The following is a 15892-nucleotide window of genomic DNA, read 5'->3' on the forward strand; positions in this document are numbered from 1 at the left end:
AAACTGGAATCCTCGTTCTAGCATTGAATATCCTCAAGTTAGTCTCCACCAGGAGAAGACGGCTTGAGAATCAAGAGCATGGAAATAAGGCACGAAACCAAAGTTCGGTTTCGTGCCTTATTTTTGTTCTACAGAGGCTAGTTATGTCACAGCCTCTTTTTACGCACGTTTTTGTTTTTTAGAGACGGCGGTGAAACGTTCTCCCTGAGCCCAACGAAAAAGGTTATCTTGATACTTCGTTTGAATGCGCTCGTTATTTTCAATTTGTGAAACGGTCGAGATACCTAATCCTAAGGTATCTGCGAATTCACGAACGGTTAAGTGAAGCTGTTGCCTAATGTGAACGATTTCCGTCGGGGTTAAAAATTTTTTCCGCTGACGATACGCTTGAAAATCCAGGTGAATATTTTCCATGGGAGAGTTGAAGTCCCCCCATAGCTCGCCGTCCGGGGCTTCCCAGTAATGATGGCGGATGGTCAAGTCGGTGATGTCTTTGACGGTACAAGTTTCCTCTAACCATTTTTCAGTGTAAAGCTCAGTTAATGCCTTTTCAGGATTGAAAAATTTTTGTTGGTTAGGCATTTAGAAGACCTCCTTAGAATTTTGATAGGGGAATTTCAGATTAAATTCAGCGATGTGAAGGGAAATCCACATCACAATGCCATCAGGACGATCTTGAAACTTCAAGTAGCACGGTTGTTTTAAAATAGTTAAACCAAATATCCAAATCGCCCCAGGAATAGGTGGTTGATGGTTGTCCGCTAGAGGTCCGGAAATATAATCCTGCCAGGTAAGCTGGCGATTGATGATATCTAGAACAGGTGTCGCTCCGAGCCCTAACTGAGAAAGTGTGAGTAGATTTTTTTGGGGGTAACTCAATCGCCATTGGGAGCGTCGGTGCTTGATGGTCATGAGAAAAGAGTGAACAGTTTTAGGATCACAAATCTTGGACAAGTGGCCAGCTCCTCAAAATATCTATTTGCTAGAAGTCTAACACGTTTGTATCTCAGGAGAAACAAAAATGGCTTACGATTTTTTTAATGTTGGGGTAGTGCTGCAATTTGGGTACCATTAGAAACCTTATGAAATCGGCATTTTCACAACAATGTTTTTTTTTGAACGACTTATTAAAATCGCAATGACGGATTTACTGATTTGGAGTGAAATTCGTTGTGAAATTGATGAAGTGGCGTAACCTGTTAGAAAAAGGGGAGGTCTCGCCATGCTTATTGCATTCACGCTCCAGAATTTTCGGTCGTACAAGGAAGCTGCTACGCTCTCACTCGCTGATTTGAAATGGGTGGCCCTGTCAGGACTCAACGGTGCTGGGAAAAGTGCTGTGCTCGCAGGCTTAACCCTGTTACAGCAGATGGTGGTGGCCCCCACGGAACAAATTACGGATCGACTGCCCTATCAGCCATTCGCCTTCGACACGACCAGTGATGGCCTTCCCACGCGGTTTGCAGTGACGCTAGAGCGTGGGGGCAGTCGCTATCGGTACGCGCTGAGTTACGATGCCACACGGATTTTGAGCGAGGAGTTAGCGGTTCTCCTGCCGGGTGGTCAGTCACAGCGGCTGTTCTTACGGCAAAATGGCGGCATCGTTTGTGTGCCAGCCGGGCAAAAACAAGCGGCCGCTAACACACGGCCCAACGCGCTCTTTCTACAGACCCTTCAGGCAGCCAATTACCAACCAGCAATCGCCGTTTTCAGCTGGTTTGCGGAAGATTTGGTGGTCCTAGGCGACCGTCCACGGACGGATTTGGTGCTGGATGACTGGCTGATTCCCCAGTTGACACAGTTCTTACACGCCGTGGGCAGCGAAGTGGCAGGTGTGACGCAACGGCAGATGGCCCTTCAGTTTCTGGATGGGTCGCGGTTTACCCGGCCAGACCTGGCTTTGCTCTACGAAAAATACGATGAAGAGGGTGAGGTCGTCGATGTGGCCGAATTCCCGCTGCGTCAGGCCTCAACCGGGACCCAGCAATTAGTGGCTGCCGGGCTAGCTTTCATCATCGCCCAGGTTGCCAAGAATCCGCAAACGGTGATTGCCGATGAGTTTGCAAGCGCCGTCCGGCCAGAGGTGGCGACGGCCCTGTTGGCCCTGGTTGCGGCCGACGTGAACCATAGTCAGTTGCTCTTCTCAACGGGCCACGAGGTCCTGTTAAGTAGCCAGACGGACCCGCAGCAACGGTGTCTAGCGGAGAAAAACTATCGGGGTGAAAGCACCCTGCGCCAAGGCATTCCGGCGATGACGGCGCACCCCACGATTTTTACCCATCAGCGAATTGACGGTGAGACGCTGCGGACGGCGTTTACGACCGATATGGCATGACTTAAAGCTGGACACTAAAAAGGGGGCTGAGAAGGTGTCTCAGTCCCCTTAATTTACAGGATAGTGGTTAGTGGGCAGCTTCCAGGGAAAAGCCTTGCTGGATGAGGGCCACTAAGATTTCTTCACGCTGTTTCGGGTCACGGCTCATTTCGCGGACGATGTGGTGCGTAAACGTTTCATCGCGCTGGTTAGAGCCACGGTCATGATAGTAGGACGTAATCAACTGATCGTAAGTTTTTAAAATTGGATCAGTGGCGACAATCGGTTGATAGGCATTGGTGAAATGAATCAATTCTTTGGGAAGTCGGGGCTTTTGCTCTGGCTTTTCAGCGGGATGCCCCACGGCTAGGCCCAAAACTGGGAAGGTCAGCTCGGGTAAATCGAAAAGTGAGATGACCCGCAACGTATCGTTGAGGATACTCCCCATAACGGTGCTTCCCAGACCCAAGCTTTCACCGGCCGTGACCATGGCCTCGGTGGCAATGGAGGCGTCAAAAATGCCGGCCAGTAGCTTATCCGTGCTGCGAAGATTGATTGCAGTTCGCTCATTTTTGGGGGCCAACTGTTCGTTACGATATTGGTCCGCAACCATCAGGAAGAAGTGCCCCGCCTTTTCTAACCAGTGGTGCCCGGTAATTTCACCCAGGACGGCCAGCTTCTGTGGGTCGGTAACACTGATGATGCTGTATTGCTGGGAAAAGGTGCTGGTTGCGGCGTGTTGCGCGGCGTTGACGAGCGTTTCAACTTCGGCGGCGGTCAGCTTCTCATCGGTAAATTTGCGAATGCTGCGGTGGTCAAGCAGCGTGGTTAATGTCGGGTTGATCATGCTTGAGCCACCTCCCGTGCGCGAGCGACCAGGGCATCGTAGACCCGGGTCTCATCACGGGGAACGCCCCGGAGTTCATAGTTCGCCACGAAGGGTGCGTTAAATTGAGCGGCATATCGTTTAGCCGTTAAGCAATACTGCTCGTTAAAATTACGGTTCCCGCTACCGACGACGCCGATAAGCTGTTGCGCGTTGTGGTTGTAGGCAATGTACTCGCCCATAACGTTGGTCATCAATTCCTTAACGCCATTATCAATACCGTTGCCGCCATTCAGGTAGGTGGGCACGAAACAGAAGTAAGGTTGGGTTTCATCAACAAAGTCGCTGACCTCACTGATTTCCAAGGCGTCAATGGTTGGCAGGCTAGGGTCAGTGGCATGCTGTTGCGCCGCATAGGCGGTCAAATTTGTGACAAAGTTGCGGGTATTTCCCTCGATAGAAATGAATAAAATACGTAAGGGTTGCATAAAGGAGCCTCCGTTCAAAACAGTCTGATTACTCCCAGTGTACTCGAAATGAAGCAGAAATGTTGTGATTTTTTCGTGTGAATTTGGGGTGAGTCTGTATGAGAAGGCGAGGATTGGGCTTAGTTATTTCGAACGAAGATGATTGTGATGGCACAGGTTGGAAAGCATAGGCAATTAAATCGTTATTTATGGATAACCTGCTTATTTGGTTTGATCTAAACAAGTGTCGGCAGCCGGACTGGTGAAAATGAACGCAGTGCGATCAGTGTTAGTGACCAGAGGCGAATCAAAGTGACCAGCTGTGTCGGTGCTCTAGGCTGGGACCGTTCCCCACAGCAGGGCACCTTGAATCCGCCGCCGGAAACGTCAGCAATAGGCAAGGCCAAAAGAAAAACACTTGTCAAAAAATAAGGCCTGTGCTATTCTGTTGGTAATCTAAGAAAGAACGAGGTATTCAGCCGATGCGTAACTAATCAATCCACAAATGTCAGTCAGCTTCACCACCTGCAAGGGGTGGAGTGGGCCTGCAATTGGGATTGATGGTGCATTGACTGAGTTGCCAAACGCAACCAGTGGGCGCCATTTCCGGACGGGAAATGCGGCCACTATTTTTGTGCCCTTCAATCCCTGCTTTCAAAAGGGGGACGACTTTTTGACACAACTTACCTTAAACAATTTAACGAAAACAGTCGCGGGAGAAACGTTATTTACCGCGGAACATTTAACCGCCCAATCTGGTGACCGGGTTGGGATTATTGGCGCTAATGGGACCGGGAAGAGTACGCTGGCCCACATTATTTGTGGCACGGACACGGACTTTACCGGCCAACGGGCCGTGACGGATACAGCCATTTTAGTGCCGCAAATTGCGCCGAACGCGGGTCGTTCTGGTGGGCAAAGCATGCTGGACCGGATTCGTCGAGCGATGGCGCAACGGCCAGAATTGTTGATTCTAGACGAACCATCCGCCAACCTGGATGACGAGCATCAAAGCTGGTTAATTGGCCAGCTGCAACACTTCTCTGGCCTGCTAATCATCATTTCCCATGACCGGGAGCTGTTGGCAGCCGTGGCGACACAAATCTGGTCCCTCGAGGATCATGTGTATACCCAATACAACGGGAGCTTCACCAAGTTTGAAACGTACCGGGAACAGCGGCGAGAGAATGCGCGGAGTCAATATCAAAACGAACAGAATGATCGGCGTAAACTTCGCCTGGCTGTGCAAGCCCGGCACGAAAAGGCCGACCGTATCCGTAAGGGCAGCCGCAGCATGAGCGCCGCGGAACGCGCAAACTCGCAATCGGTTCGTGAACAGAACGCCGGCAAGATGGAGCGTGGGGCCCGCGCCTTACGCGACCGGGCCGAACGGCAGACAACGACGGTCAAGCCTCACGAGACCGCTGCATTGAAGCTGGTGGCCACGGACTTACCGCCCGTTACCGGTAAACGCCTGATTGCGGTGGAAGACCTGCACCTCAAGCGTGGGAAGCACAACCTGTTGCAGCACGCCCGTTTCAGTGTGACGCCTGGCGAACGGGTGGCACTGGCCGGCCCTAATGGCTGTGGCAAGTCGACGTTGATTGAAGCCATTTTGAGTCACGCGCCCAACACCCGCTTAGCGCCCAGCGCGCGGGTCGGATACTTTCATCAGGACATGACGGAGTTGCCCGCGGCGAAGACCGTGTGGCAGGTGATGTCGGCAGCAACCGCGCTCGATGGTAACCGGACGCGTCAGGTGATGGGCGCCTTTGGGTTAACGGCCCGGTTTTACGACCGGCTAGTTGGCGACCTCAGTGGGGGCGAGCAGGTTAAGCTGCAACTGCTAGCCATCCTGGTCAGTACCAGCAACCTGTTGATTCTGGACGAACCCACGAACTATTTAGACTTACCCGCCTTACGGGCACTGGAAGACTATCTGATTGGCTATCCCGGCACTGTCTTGTTCGTGGCGCATGACCAGGAATTCCGGCAACACGTGGCGACACGGACGTTGGTCATGGCAGATCATCAGCTGACGGACCCGGCTAAGACGGCTAAAGGCGTCCCAGCTAGTGATCTACCACGGCTCCAGTTTGAATATGACCAGGCGATGATGGCTCCGGAACTCGATACCCAACGGTTGAAGGAACTCCGAGAGCAGATTGCGGCCATTAAGGGGAAATAGGCTACTTGTTGCGGGGAATTGTCACCGCGAAAAATGAGAATTTAAAAAAATATTAAAAGTTTTACTTACGAAGACGCTTTTTTTCTGGTAGAGTAATCCATTGTGACTATTCGTGAAAGAGAGTGTGAAAACAAATGGATTCAGTTCAAAATGACCAACCAGAAATGGCGAAGCATGCGCGGGTACAGGTTGCCCACCCCATGCTTGCAATTATGGGGATGCTCATTGGGGGATTTGTGGGGATGTTTTCTGAAACATCTTTGAACATTGCCTTACCCCAGTTGATGACGCAGTTAAACGTGTCAACGGCCACGATTCAATGGCTGGTGACCGGATATATGTTAATGGTTGGGGTGGTTCTGCCACTCTCCAGTATTATTACGAAATGGTTTACGACGCGGCAGGTTATCCTGTTTGCTTTGATTGATTTCATCGTCGGGGCGGTTATTTCTGCCTCGGCACCCGGATTTGGCGTCTTGTTATTTGGGCGGATGATCCAAGGGATTGCGACCGGGTTAATCCTACCCCTGATGTTTACGGTGGCGATGCAAATCTTCCCACCTTACAAACTTGGGGCAGCCATGGGAATGGTTGGACTGGTTATCATGTTCGCGCCAGCACTGGGACCGACCCTGGCTGGTTTGATTTTGGGTGTTGCTTCCTGGCGCTGGATTTTCTGGTTATTTGTGCCACTACTGGTGATTGCCTTTATTTTTGCAGTGACCTCACTGAAAAACATTGCTGAAGTCACCCGCCCCAAAGTAGATTTTCTCTCAATTATCCTGTCGACGATTGGTTTTGGGAGCTTGGTTTTGGGGGTTAGCTTTGCGAGTGATCGCGGCTGGGACTCAGGAATTGTGATTGGTGCCTTGGTTCTGGGGATTGTCGTCTTAGCGTGGTATACGCATCGTCAACTAACGGTGGAAAAGCCCATTTTGAATTTGCGGGCATTTGCCATCCCTGGTTTTCGTATTGGGACCATCCTGGTCATGATTGACTTCGGTATCATTCTTTCCGCAATGTATCTATTACCTATGTATATTCAAAAGGGTCTGTTGGTGCCGGTTGCGTTGACGGGGATCATTATGTTCCCAGGTGGTATCGTCAACGCAATCGTTTCGGCTCTTTCTGGGCGGCTGTATGACCACATCGGTGCACGAATTCCCGTCAGAATCGGCTTTATTATTCTGATGATTGGTGCCTTAATGTTAGCCTTAACTTCAACGCATTCAGCCATTTGGTACGTTATCTTGGCTCACGTGACGTTGATGGTTGGGGCACCGTTAGCGATGTCACCATCCCAGACACACGGGTTAAACGCCCTGACCGGCCCAATCGCCGCCGATGGGAGTGCCATCATGAACACCTTTGAGCAGGTCGTTGGGGCCATTGGCACCGCGATTGCTACCAGCTTACTGGGTATCGGCCAAGCCGCTTACCTGGCTAAGGGGACGACCAATGCTGCCGGTGCATTTGTGAATGGGGCCCACTATGGGTTCTACTTCACGTTTATCCTGGCCTTGATTGGTTTCCTGATTGCCTTACGTTTACCAAAGGCAGAACGTTAAATAAACGCTAAATAAAATGGTGTCCGACCAAGCTGGTCAGGCACCATTTTTCATTAGAGAAAATTACTGAGGGCAAAGACTAAGGGAATCGTGCCCATGCACAAAATCGTTGAGAGGCTCATCAGGGTAACGGCCGGCGTGGTATCGCCGTGGGCCTTGAGTGTAAACAGGACCACGTTACCGGCAACCGGGCAGGCGGCCATCAGCACAGTCGTGTAGAGTGGAATCCCGCTGACGCCAAATGCCCGCAAAATTAAAATGTTGGTAATTGGAAATAATATATTGCGTAACAGCAGGGGCCACCAGAGGCGGGGGTCCAGCGTTTGCCGGTTGAGTTTAACCGCGGCTAGGCTGTTCCCAATGACAATCATTGATAGCGGCGTGTTGATGGAGCTGACGTCGGTGATAGTTTGGTTGAGCAGACTTGGCAGGTGGACGGCACTGATGAAGATAATCAGCCCCACAACAATTGCAATGATGTTGGGATTGAGCAGAATTTGGCGCCAATTGACGTGGCGGTCTCCCGGTTGTTTCGGGGTGAAGAGGGCAATCCCGTGCGTCCAACAGAACAGGTTGAAGCCGGCTAGTGAGGCCACAGCGAAGAACACACCGGTGCTGCCAAAGAGGGCGCTGGCCAGTGGCACGCCCATGAAGCCAGCGTTGGAATACACGGATCCGAAGCGCATGATGCGTTGCAGGTTGGTGTCCGCTATCCGTTTGAAGACTAGGTTGGTCACCAGGACCATGACGGCGTATGTCAGAAGAATGCCCAGCATGACCATGGCGAGGGCCTGCAGGCGGCTAGCGGAGAAGCGCTGTTCAAACGCGTTCACGATGAGGCAGGGCGACACGATGTAGAGCAAGATGTTGGTGAGGTCGGTCGCCGTTTGTCCGTGCATGAAGTCGAGTTTGTTCGTCAGCAGGCCGACCGCCATGAGGATGAACATGAGGATGATTTGGTTCGATAGCTGCGCAATATCCACGCGATTAGCTTCCTTTCAGAATGGGGTTGTTGTCAGTGCCTGATCAGGCCGATAAAAATAGTGGATGTGAGTCGGCATTATTTGCCAGTGATGGTTCGGTCAATCAAAAAATTCCGTGCCAGAAATAACGACATACGTTCATCTTCGGCCTAACTAGCCAGCGTGTCAATGATTGCTAGTTAATCCCCTGTCCATTAGTGCTAGAATAAGAGCTAATAGTCAGTGGAAGGCGGAATCAGCGTGACGTTTAATAAAGAATTTTATCGTTCATCGAATTTTTGGGGCGGCATCGTGGCCCTGGTTTTGAGTGGGTGGGGGTTCTCACCTTTGACCGGGAATAGCGTATTTGAGTGGATTATCTCGGGTATTCTAGTCATTGTCGGCGTTTATGAGTTGTCGCGGGGGATGTTTGTCAGCCCTAGTCGGCAGAAAAAGTAGGAGGAGCCATGCAATTTAATCGACGTTTTGTGCATTCATTGGATTTTTGGAGCGGACTCCTGATTATGTTTTTAATGATTTGGAATATCCTGCCATTTCGGCTAACCAGTGTTTTCTGGTGGGTCTGCTTCCTGCTGTTTTGGGGCGGCGTGTTTTACTTTGTTAAGGGGTTAGTGCGGTTGCGGTAAATCAGCGTTGACTAGGCCTGATTCCTGTCAGCGTACATAGTGTGGTAAACAAAAACGTCCCTGCTGCCAAGTTGGCAACGGGGGCGTTTATTTGTGCTTAAGCTTTAACGGCTAAAACCTCATCGACGTATTCGCTAAAGGTTTTCGCTGGCCGACCCATCAGGGCGTTGAAGTCCAGTGGGTTACCCTTATACGGGTGGTTGCCATGATAGGTGGCAATCCGACCGAATTGATCGTTGGCGTGCACGGATGGAAAATCAGGCACCGGAATCAAATTGATTTTGAGCTGTTTCCCGGTCTTGTCACAGATTTCCTGCGCGTACTCGCGGGTCGTTCGGTTGCCCTTAGAGCAGAGATCCAGGGAGCAGGCGTAGTATTCGTCATCACTCAGCAGGACCTTGACGTTGGCGGCTGCGATATCATTAAGACTGATCAGGTTAGAAGGCTGGTCGACCTTGATGAAAGTGGTCAGCACGCCAGTCTCAAAGACGCTGTCGGCACCGGCGGGGAAGTGGCCTTCCAGGTAACCACTGGGCTTGGTAATGGTGTAATTTAGGATTGACCCCATCAGTCGGTCTTCGATTTCGTATTTTTCCCAGTGTTGGGCCAATTCCATGACCGTGTTCAGGCAGGAGGAGAAGACGAAGTGGGTGACGTTGGCCTTTTCGGCGGCACTAATGAGCCGTTCGGCCATGGGAACCATGCCATCGAGGGCGTCTGGCAAAATTAACAGGACCTTGTCGACGCCGGCAACGGCCTGGTCGATGATTTCGTCACGACGCAGGTCACCAATGATGACTTGACTAGCGCCTAGTTTTTTCAAAGCCGCCTCGTTAGCGGGGTCTGGGTCGACTGCCACGACGTCGACGTTGTTTTGAGCCAATAAGGGAATCACCTTTTGACCGATGTGACCAAATGATGCGGTAACTAGTACTTTCATGAGTATTTCCTCCTTAACGCCATTTGAAGATGGGGTTATTAATCGTATTGTCGTGTTTCAGAACCTTACCGTAAAGCATCTTAATGTTTTCGTCGGTTGGGTCGTAAATGGTATCGCTGTGGGCAGGCGCGATAATCTTCTTGGTCGACAGGAGCCACAGGAAGTTCTTGATGGCCTTGCGTTGCCGGTCCATTTCGGTATTCACGAAGTCGCCCAGAATGGTCAGGTTTTTAATGAAAAATTCGCCGTAATTCAACGTTTGTGGATCATTGTTGGCCGTGCAGAAGACGACCTTACCCAGTGGCCGAGCGAGGTGAATGGCCAGGTTCATGCCGGGATTACTACCGGACACGTCCAGCGCCGCATCGACGCCACCGTTCAGTTTACCGATGAGGGCTTCAATGGCTGCCGAATCATTCGGATCAAGAACGATGTCGGCGCCAGCCTTCTTGGCAGCTTGCCGCCGTTGTTCCTGAATATCAAAGGCAACGATGGGATGCAGGCCGTTTGCCTTGGCCGCCTGAATGGCAATTTGGCCCACGACGCCGGCCCCAATGATGGCCACGGACTGGCCTAAACGCAAGTCGGCCTTGTCCAGCGTAAAGAGGGCGGTCATGCCTAAGTTGTAGAAGACGGCATCGTCTAGTTGAACGTCGTCGGGAACCGGGTAGACGGCATTCTCTTCAACGTAAGTGTAGTTGGAGTGGGCGCCGTAGACGGGCGCACCGATGACGCGGTCGCCGGGCTTAAATTTTGTGACGTCTTCGCCAACTGCTTCGACGACACCGGCAGAACTGTATCCGGGGATGAAGGGAAAAGTGGTGCCCAACACAACGTGGGCTTTATCATTCACAAACCAACTGTTTTCACTGCTTTGACTGATCAAAGAATATTGCGTGGCAATCAACACGGTTTTGCCAGTGGGTTCACTGATTTCTTCCTCGTGATACTCCGCAACACCGGCGCTAGGCCAATAAACTGATTTCCGTAACATCTTCGTTGCCTCCCTTAATTTGCTTACAAACCCATTGTAGAAGCGTTTACATTCAAACGGAAATAGCGGATAATTGTGATGAATGATAAGTGAAACTTATAACAAGGTGGTGCCATGAAATGGATTTAGAGTCGTTAAAATACTTCGTTGACGTGGTCGACCTGGAAAATTTTACCCGGGCGGCCGAACGGAATTTTATTTCGCAACCGGCTATTAGTGCCCAAATCAAACAGTTAGAAGAGACGGTCGGGAAGCCACTCTTGGTGCGTGACCACCATCACGTGACGGTCACACCCGCTGGTCAGCAACTCTATCGTGCGGCCCAGCGCATGCTGGCAACGTATCACGGCGCGCTGCTGGATATCTGGCGGGAACAAACGACTGTACCGACGCGGTTGCGGGTCTCCTTCTATATTGCCCAGCAGTTTCAGCCCTACATCAATCAACTGGTGAAATTCCGTGCTGAGTTTCCGAACGTGACCGTCGATTTGGTGGAGCGTGATTCGGAACAGGCGGTGCAGGATGTGCTAACAGGGGCAGCTGACCTGGGATTTGGCATCGTCGACCATTCCGACCGGCAACTCGTCTGGAAGCAGGAGCTAGCGGACCATCTGGTCGTCGTTGGCGGCAAGAGTACGTTAGCGGCATTGCCCCGGCGGGTGACTCTGGATCAGTTGGTGGGGCTGACCTATCTGACGTTGACCAGTGTGCCAGCGACGCAGTTTGGCCAGCTGACGGGGCAGCTCCTGCACGGCCATGATTTTGAAACGACCCAATTGGCGGGGCTGGACCTCTTGTTCACCCAGCTCCAAATGACGCCGACGTTTGCCTTACTGCCTGCCTCACAAGTGCCTAGTAACCTGACTGGGCTGGCAACGCGGGAGCTACAAACGCCGCTCCCCAATGCGATGGGAGTTGGTTGGTGTTACCGGCGGCACCCCTTGGATCCGACAGTGGGGGCATTTCTCGCCTTTGAAAATTTACTGTAAACAAAAAGCCATCACTCAAAACGAGCGATGGTTTCTTTCGTATTACTTATCTTTTTTCTTGTCGTCACTTTCGGTGTCATCCGTCGTGGTGATCTGCTTCTGTGGCGGATTGACCGTGACCTCTAACCAGTTGATGAAGGAGTTCTCGTAATCCAAGATCTTCAAGTCGAAGTTCTTCAGTTGGATGACATCGTTGACCTTGACGTCGGGGTAGTTATCAATGATAAACCCGGCCATCGTAACCGTATCTGAGGCCTCAAAGCCCTTGATATCGGTGTTGAAGTAGCGTTCAAAGTCGTAGGTGGTCATCTTCCCGTTGACCTGGTAAGTGCCATTGGGTTGCTTGAAGATGTACTGGTCGTTGGCGTCATCGATTTCATCGCGGACGGTCCCGAACAGTTCTTCATAAATATCCTTATCCGTAATGATCCCGGACGTCCCACCGTATTCGTCAACCACGACAACGATGGGGGTCCGTTTCTTGATCATTTGTTGGAGGACTTGGGTGATAGGCGTCGTTTCGGGGGTCGTGGAAATGTCGCGAATTAATTTATCGATTCGGACGTGAGAATCCACTTGCTGTTGCCGAATCAAATCATAATTGTAGACGTAACCCAGAATCTTATCCTTATCACCGTCGGCCACGACTGGTAACCGGCTAAAGCGTTCTTGCAGGTAAACGTTCAGGGCTTCCTTGACGTTGGCGGTAATGTCGATGACAACCAGTTGGGTCCGGTCAATCATGATATCTTTGGCCACTTTATCGTTCAGCTCGAACGCCCGTTGCATGTAGATCAAGTCGTTCTTTTCCAGTTCACCACCGGCAACGGCGCTTCTGGAAAGGTTTAAAATTTCAGCTTGGGAAAAGACTTCATCACTTTCGTTGGCCACTTTCAGGCCCATCAATTTGACGACCCCGGAGGCACTGTTGTTCAGTAACCAGACGAACGGGTAGAAGATGACGTGGCAGTAATGTAGGGGTGTCACCACTAACATTAACACCTTCATTGGCATGTCGATGGAAATGTTCTTAGGCACAATTTCTGTGAAGACCACTTCGAGGTACGTCAGTAAAAGGACACCGACAATCACGGCGATGGTGTGGGCCGTTGCGTTGTTCAGGTGGGCGGGCGCAATCCCGCCGAGCAGCAGGTCAACGAAGAACGTTTCCCCGATCCACCCTAAGATGATTCCGGCGAGGGAAACCCCCACTTGAGTCGTTGATAAATATTCATTCAAATTGGTGACCATTTTCATGGCCCGATTCAGCTTGGTCGATGGCTTGTCTCTTTCGGCAATTTTTTCCTCCAGGGCACTAGGCCGGGTTTGGACCAAAGCAAACTCGCAGGCAACAAAGAAAGCTGCAAAAAAGAAGGTAATTAAAATAATAATTAGATTTACAACTATCTGACCGCTATCCACACATCATTCCTCATTTCATATAGTTCTATCTCTTCATTATAGCGCGTCTCACCGCCTTTTCACAGGGGGTGAATTGAAGCAAATTTTACCCTTTATAGCGGTCCGACGCAACCGAACATCGCAAAATAAGTGGAATTTTACCAAAAATTGCGTGGGCCGGGGATTTGGGTGGGGGTGGTGGTTGACAGGCAAAGGGATCAGCGAGGCGTTCTCACTGATTATTCGGCGGGGAAGTCAGTGTTGATGCGGATTCTGGCTAAAAATAGACTGACGAACGAAGTTACTCGTGTGGCTAGGTATTTACATAGAAGAAAAGTGGTGAGTAGAGACAAATACGCCGCGGACTGTTTTGATGGCAGAACCTAGACGTTGGGGTCAGAAAAATAGACGGTGACCACCGCAAACCAGTTTTATTTTTACCATCTCAGAGGTGGTTGCGAACAGTCTACCTCGCATCGAACCGATTAGCGTGAAATTCACCCTGCTGGCGGACCATTTAACCGTCTAACTAACACAAGTCACATGGAATACTTAACGTTTGCCCGAAAAAGGACTAGACTAAAGTCAGAAACATCAAAGGAGATTTTGATTATGGCAGATACACCAAAGGAAGAAACAAAGAAACCGACCGTAGTAATTCCTGACGAGGACGTTGAAAAGGCGTCAAAGTTGGTTCTTGATCCGGGGTATGTGACGAAGAAAGATTTACCAAAGATGGCAGATTTAGAATGGGCGACCGCTTTATCTGATGCTGTAACGAAGCATTTCTTAAACGACGACGAAGACCACGATCCTTACGTCTACTTCGAACAATTTGACTTTGCTGGTGGCGATATTGATTCCATCATCTTTAACATGGACATTATCAAAACGCGTGATGCCGGCTTACACAAGCTGTCAGAAGCGCTCGATGAAAATATCATCGACAACGATGTGCAACAAGAAACTTACTAAATTTAACTTGGAGAGCAACTGGTGTGAGCTGGCTGCTCTTTTTTTATGGCAATGAAACATTTAAAAAACTTTGTTAAGACGGATAAAAGCCATTTTCTTAGGAGGTCTCTGGTGAACATGGTACTATATGCTAAAAGAGAAGGTGCTTGGAATGCAAACGATGAACGTGCCAATCAGTAATATCACTGATTTAAAAAAGTCTCCTAAAAAACTGTTTGATGAAGCGGGCGACAAAAAAACCGGCGTTTATGTTTTTAATCGTGATCAACCGGCGGGGGTTGTTTTTGCAGTGGCAGATTATGAAAAGCTGGTTAATCAAAATGAGGAACTTCAAGAGAAGCTATTTGAAATGGAACAAGATTATCTGGTCTCGCAGCGTTTGCTGAAGCAGGCACAAGCCCCGACACCTTTGGTTGATGATAAAACGGTTCGGGGTTCCGTAGCTGATGAAAAGCCAGTGATTGATGAAAATGATGGTTGGGAATGATGCCGGATAAGACTGAAACATATGCAATTGTCTATTTAGCAGAAGCGCGGAATGACTATCAAAAATTAGACGGTTCCCAGAAAGTCTTTGTCGATAAAGGCTTAAACAGAATTAGAAAGCTCGGGATGCAGGCTGGTCAGCCGTTAGCGGGAAGCTTGATTAATTGCCGTAAGCTAAAGAACCAGCGTATGGGGTTACGAATAGTTTTCAGACAGGCTGATCAAGGAATTCAAATCATTCAAATACTACCCATTGGCAAGCGAGAAGATAAAGCGGTCTATCGTGACGCTGCACAGCGCTTGTCCCAATTTAAAAATTAGTCTCGAGATAATTAGTGAGGGATTTGGAGCAACTGGTGTGAACCGGTTGCTCCTTTTTTGCAAAGATTTTTAAGAATCTGGCTCTTAAATTGTGGGTGAGTCAGTCACTATCCCAAAATGGGCCACGTGGTAGTTAGCTTGCTCAAATTTTGTTTTCATTAGTGAAAAGAATGCAGAATTACGCGAAAGATTTGTCGAAAAAGCCGAAATAATCATCCGCCAAATATTTTTGATTAATGACTTTTTAACAGATTGGCGTTTTTGATAACAGTTCGGCTATTTCCGCGAATTGTAACCTATCCGTTGGGAGTTACTGATTAAGCAAAGACGTATGTAAAAAGCCATCTAGTTTTGATTTAGATGACTTTTTGTCGGAATTACTACACAAGACAAAGATTTAGAATATAAAGCAAAAAAGTGAATCGTAATACATATTGCATTGCTAAATGTATTGCGATATTATTTGTATAAGCCTTTAAACAATTGACTTTCACCTCTTATCTTTATCATCTTCCATATTGTCGAGCGCATATTCACAAGCTTGAATCACAAAGGTTGAAAAGGTGACGTCCTCACCTTCAATCGCGTGTTCAATCTTTTCTACCAGTTCCAGCGGAAACCGAACTGTTTTGTTGACGGTTTCTTTACGATCATGTCGAATCTTGAATGCCATTTGCAATCACCTCCTGGAAGACAAGTTTAAGTAAAAATGTCCCGATAATATGCACTGCATAAAGCACTGCATTTTGTCTTAGATGTGAGGAGGGTTCTTTGAAAGTTGGACTGATTTTTAAGCAGTTAAGGGTCAGTGGAT

Annotated in this window: 16 protein-coding genes; 7 read left to right on the forward strand and 9 right to left on the reverse strand. The window is 49.5% G+C overall.

The features are described from left to right. Positions 1-159 precede the first annotated feature (159 nt). Positions 160-582: a helix-turn-helix domain-containing protein gene (locus JUF22_RS04090; RefSeq protein ID WP_203643701.1), complete on the reverse strand. Its 423-nt coding sequence runs from the start codon at positions 580-582 to the stop codon at positions 160-162. After that, positions 583-954 (reverse strand): hypothetical protein, encoded by a 372-nt coding sequence (locus JUF22_RS04095; RefSeq protein ID WP_236000712.1) that lies wholly within the window; start codon positions 952-954, stop codon positions 583-585. A 268-nt stretch (positions 955-1222) separates the two neighbouring features. On the opposite strand from JUF22_RS04095, the gene JUF22_RS04100 reads away from it, so the two are divergent. Further along, the gene (locus JUF22_RS04100; RefSeq protein ID WP_203643703.1) at positions 1223-2335 is read left to right on the forward strand and encodes an AAA family ATPase; all 1113 of its coding nucleotides are present in this window, start codon (positions 1223-1225) and stop codon (positions 2333-2335) included. Positions 2336-2402: 67 nt separating this feature from the next. Here the strand turns inward: JUF22_RS04100 and JUF22_RS04105 are convergent, their stop codons facing one another. Both JUF22_RS04105 and nrdI read right to left on the reverse strand, forming a co-directional pair. Next, positions 2403-3161 carry an NADPH-dependent oxidoreductase gene (locus JUF22_RS04105; RefSeq protein ID WP_203643705.1) on the reverse strand — a complete coding sequence of 253 codons (759 nt, stop codon included), beginning with the start codon at positions 3159-3161 and terminating at the stop codon, positions 2403-2405. Beyond that, positions 3158-3628, reverse strand: coding sequence for a class Ib ribonucleoside-diphosphate reductase assembly flavoprotein NrdI (nrdI, locus tag JUF22_RS04110; protein ID WP_203643707.1), 471 nt, complete (start codon positions 3626-3628; stop codon positions 3158-3160). Before nrdI ends, JUF22_RS04105 begins: the two co-directional genes overlap by 4 nt. Before the next feature lie 652 nt (positions 3629-4280). Between nrdI and JUF22_RS04115 the strand changes: the two genes are divergently transcribed. After that, positions 4281-5795 (forward strand): ABC-F family ATP-binding cassette domain-containing protein, encoded by a 1515-nt coding sequence (locus tag JUF22_RS04115; protein ID WP_203643709.1) that lies wholly within the window; start codon positions 4281-4283, stop codon positions 5793-5795. 134 nt (positions 5796-5929) lie between these two features. Then, positions 5930-7363, forward strand: coding sequence for a DHA2 family efflux MFS transporter permease subunit (locus JUF22_RS04120; RefSeq protein ID WP_203643711.1), 1434 nt, complete (start codon positions 5930-5932; stop codon positions 7361-7363). 53 nt (positions 7364-7416) lie between these two features. Here JUF22_RS04120 and JUF22_RS04125 read toward each other — a convergent pair whose 3' ends face one another. The 3 genes from JUF22_RS04125 to JUF22_RS04135 all read right to left on the reverse strand — a co-directional run bounded on the left by JUF22_RS04125 (position 7417) and on the right by JUF22_RS04135 (position 10906). Continuing rightward, entirely contained in the window at positions 7417-8346 is a 930-nt protein-coding gene (locus JUF22_RS04125) for an AEC family transporter (RefSeq protein ID WP_203643713.1), read from the reverse strand. A 723-nt stretch (positions 8347-9069) separates the two neighbouring features. Next, positions 9070-9912 carry an SDR family oxidoreductase gene (locus JUF22_RS04130; protein WP_203643721.1) on the reverse strand — a complete coding sequence of 281 codons (843 nt, stop codon included), beginning with the start codon at positions 9910-9912 and terminating at the stop codon, positions 9070-9072. A 13-nt stretch (positions 9913-9925) separates the two neighbouring features. Next, positions 9926-10906 carry a zinc-dependent alcohol dehydrogenase gene (locus tag JUF22_RS04135; protein WP_203643723.1) on the reverse strand — a complete coding sequence of 327 codons (981 nt, stop codon included), beginning with the start codon at positions 10904-10906 and terminating at the stop codon, positions 9926-9928. Between the two features lie 119 nt (positions 10907-11025). Here JUF22_RS04135 and JUF22_RS04140 point away from each other — a divergent pair, with 119 nt between their 5' ends. Continuing rightward, entirely contained in the window at positions 11026-11895 is an 870-nt protein-coding gene (locus JUF22_RS04140) for a LysR family transcriptional regulator (RefSeq protein ID WP_203643725.1), read from the forward strand. Between the two features lie 42 nt (positions 11896-11937). On the opposite strand, the gene JUF22_RS04145 is transcribed toward JUF22_RS04140, so the two are convergent. Beyond that, positions 11938-13317: a hemolysin family protein gene (locus JUF22_RS04145; RefSeq protein WP_203643727.1), complete on the reverse strand. Its 1380-nt coding sequence runs from the start codon at positions 13315-13317 to the stop codon at positions 11938-11940. A gap of 591 nt (positions 13318-13908) precedes the next feature. On the opposite strand from JUF22_RS04145, the gene JUF22_RS04150 reads away from it, so the two are divergent. The 3 genes from JUF22_RS04150 (at position 13909) to JUF22_RS04160 (ending at position 15078) form a co-directional block, all read left to right on the forward strand. After that, a complete protein-coding gene (locus tag JUF22_RS04150) occupies positions 13909-14271 on the forward strand; it encodes a hypothetical protein (RefSeq protein WP_203639725.1) in 363 nt (120 codons plus the stop codon). 151 nt (positions 14272-14422) lie between these two features. Beyond that, entirely contained in the window at positions 14423-14758 is a 336-nt protein-coding gene (locus JUF22_RS04155) for a type II toxin-antitoxin system Phd/YefM family antitoxin (RefSeq protein WP_203643729.1), read from the forward strand. Further along, positions 14755-15078 (forward strand): type II toxin-antitoxin system RelE family toxin, encoded by a 324-nt coding sequence (locus JUF22_RS04160; protein WP_236000713.1) that lies wholly within the window; start codon positions 14755-14757, stop codon positions 15076-15078. The genes JUF22_RS04155 and JUF22_RS04160 overlap by 4 nt, the downstream gene beginning before the upstream one ends. Positions 15079-15568: 490 nt before the next feature. On the opposite strand, the gene JUF22_RS04165 is transcribed toward JUF22_RS04160, so the two are convergent. Then, entirely contained in the window at positions 15569-15751 is a 183-nt protein-coding gene (locus tag JUF22_RS04165) for a YlcI/YnfO family protein (protein ID WP_203643731.1), read from the reverse strand. Positions 15752-15892: the final 141 nt, after the last annotated feature.

The sequence above is a fragment of the Levilactobacillus lanxiensis genome, from assembly GCF_016861655.1.
GTDB lineage: Bacteria > Bacillota > Bacilli > Lactobacillales > Lactobacillaceae > Levilactobacillus > Levilactobacillus lanxiensis.